At 64.2% G+C, this 2,668-nt stretch carries 1 protein-coding gene; it reads right to left on the reverse strand.

The genetic code is table 11. The features are described 5' to 3' along the window. Window positions 1–2,637, reverse strand: a 2,637-nt coding sequence (locus VN004_RS13130; RefSeq protein WP_325610688.1) for a helicase-related protein, incomplete at its 3' end; no start/stop codon positions are given. Window positions 2,638–2,668 lie beyond the last annotated feature (31 nt).

The following is a 2,668-nucleotide window of genomic DNA, read 5'->3' on the forward strand; positions in this document are numbered from 1 at the left end:
CTCGGAAACATTCGGCGTGACGCTGTCCGTGGCGTCCATAGGAGGCGCAGCCTCGGTGATGGCGACCGCCTCGTCAGCGACAGCCGTCTCGGATGCCTCACCGCCGACTTCGGCTGATGATGACGGCGCCTCGTCGGAAGCTTCCACCTCGCCGGATGGCACCGCGGCGTCCGATGGCGCAGACCCGGCTTTGACATCCGGCTCGGACGGCTTCGGCCGGCGCTCCATCCGATAGCCGAGCGAGCGCAGGATCGATGCGAAATCCTCGCCCGAAGAGCCAACCAGCGACGTCATGCCGACCGTGACCGTGAAGCCTGTGCCATCGAGCGCCCCGGCTGGCTTGATGCCAGGCGAATTCGGCCGCCAGGCCAATGCCGGACGGATCAGATCCGCAAGCCGCTCGAGAATGTCGACGCGCACCGCGCGCTCACCGGTCACCCGATAGCCGGCGACACGATACAGGTTCTTCTGCACGTCCTTGTTGACCGGTATCGAGGTGCGTCCGCTCGATGCCAGCTGCTGGACGTCGTCGAGGCCGCGCATCTCGCCATTGTCGTGCTTGACGGCATACAGAAGCGTCGCCAATCCGCGCGGCGCCGGCTTCAGAAGCGGCGGCACATAGATATGGTAGGCGCCGAACCGCACGCCGTACTTGCGCAAGGTCGCGCGTGCATTCTGGTCGAGACCCTTGACGTCGTCCGCCACCTTGTGGCGCTCGAGAACACCGAGATCCTCGATCAGGCGATAGGCGACGCCACGGGCGATGCCGGTGACGTCCTCGGCCGCGGCCAGCGACGACAGCGGTCCGAGCAGCTTGTCGATATGCGCCTTGAGCCAAAGATCGAGCCGCGCCTGGACCTGCTCGCGCGCCGGTCCGGTGAGCTGTTCGTCGGCGAGAATGCGCACGCGAGGCCGCAAAATCTCTTCGCCGGGGACTAGCTTGCCGACCGCGTCGCCGGTCCAGCGAATGGTGCCGTCCGATGTCAGAACGAATTGCTCGTCCGGCGATTGAGACAGCTTCGATGCTCGCGCCACGATCTCGCCGGCCAGCGCTTTTTGCGCGGCCGCATGAAGCGCCTTCGCCTCGGAGCCTCCTGCCGATGGATCGGCCGCGAAACGGAAGCCTTCCAGTCGTCCGACCAGATGACCCTCGACGGTAACCTCGCCGGTTTTTGAAATTTCACTTTCCAATGTTGTGTTCTCGCGCAGCCGCCGCATCAACACGCTGGTGCGGCGATCGACAAAGCGGGCGGTAAGGCGCTCATGGAGCGCATCCGACAACTTGTCTTCGACCACGCGCGTGACGCCTTGCCAATGGTCTGGATCGGCAAGCCAATCCGGCCTGTTAGCAACGAATGTCCAAGTTCGAACATGCGCGATCCGGGTGGAGAGTGAGTCGATATCGCCTTCGGTATGATCCGCCTGCGCAACCTGCCGGGCGAACCAGTCGTCGGGGATTTTACCCGCCCTCATCAAAAATCCATAGAGGGTGGTGACGAGTTCGGCATGGTTTGCCGGTGCGATCTTCCGGTAGTCCGGGACCTGGCAAACCTCCCACAGCCGTTCGACTGCGACACGATCCGTGGCCATCCCGCGGATATCCTCATCGCGCGCGGCGTGATCGAGCACGAGGATGTCCTCCGCGAGCGGAGCACGGGTGAGACCGGGTTCGGTCGGCACCTCCGACAGAGACGCCTGCAGCGCCCCGACCGACGAAAAATCGAGTGCCGCATTTCGCCATTGCAGGACCGAAAGCGGATCGAAGGAATGGCTTTCCAGCCGCTGCACCAATTCTTCGTCGAACGGCTCGCAGCGACCGGTGGTCCCGAATGTTCCGTCGCGTGTCGCGCGGCCCGCACGTCCCGCGATCTGGGCGAGTTCGGCCGGCGTCAGCTTGCGGAATTGATAGCCGTCGAATTTCCGGTCGGACGCGAAGGCGACGTGGTCGACATCGAGATTGAGACCCATCCCGATCGCATCGGTTGCGACCAGATGGTCGACGTCGCCGGACTGATAAAGGGCGACCTGGGCATTGCGGGTTCGCGGCGACAGCGCGCCGAGAACGACCGCGGCACCCCCGCGTTGCCTGCGGATCAGTTCGGCGATCGCGTAGACCTCATCCGCCGAAAACGCGACGATGGCCGAGCGGCTCGGCAATCGCGTCAGCTTGCGATCCCCTGCAAAGGTGAGTTGCGACAGCCGCGGACGTGACACGATATTCGCGCCCGGCAGGAGCCGTTCGATCATCGGCCGAATGGTGGCCGCGCCGAGAATCAGCGTTTCCTCGCGGCCGCGGCGATTCAGAATGCGATCCGTGAAGACGTGACCACGCTCGAAATCGGCCGCGAGCTGGATCTCATCGATCGCAACGAATGCCGGATCGAGATCGCGCGGCATCGCCTCCACGGTCGAAATCCAGAACCGCGGATTGGACGGTTTGATCTTCTCTTCACCGGTGATGAGCGCGACGGAGTCGGGCCCGATTTTCTCGGTGACCTTGTTGTAAACCTCGCGGGCGAGCAGCCGCAGCGGCAGTCCGATCAGCCCGGACGAATGAGCGAGCATTCGCTCGATCGCGAGATGAGTTTTGCCGGTATTGGTGGGACCGAGGACGGCCGTAACTCCCGCGCCGCGCATGCGGACGTCGCTGCGAACGCCGGGCGAAAAT

It is taken from the genome of Pseudorhodoplanes sp. (genome assembly GCF_035565855.1).
Classification (GTDB): domain Bacteria; phylum Pseudomonadota; class Alphaproteobacteria; order Rhizobiales; family Xanthobacteraceae; genus Pseudorhodoplanes.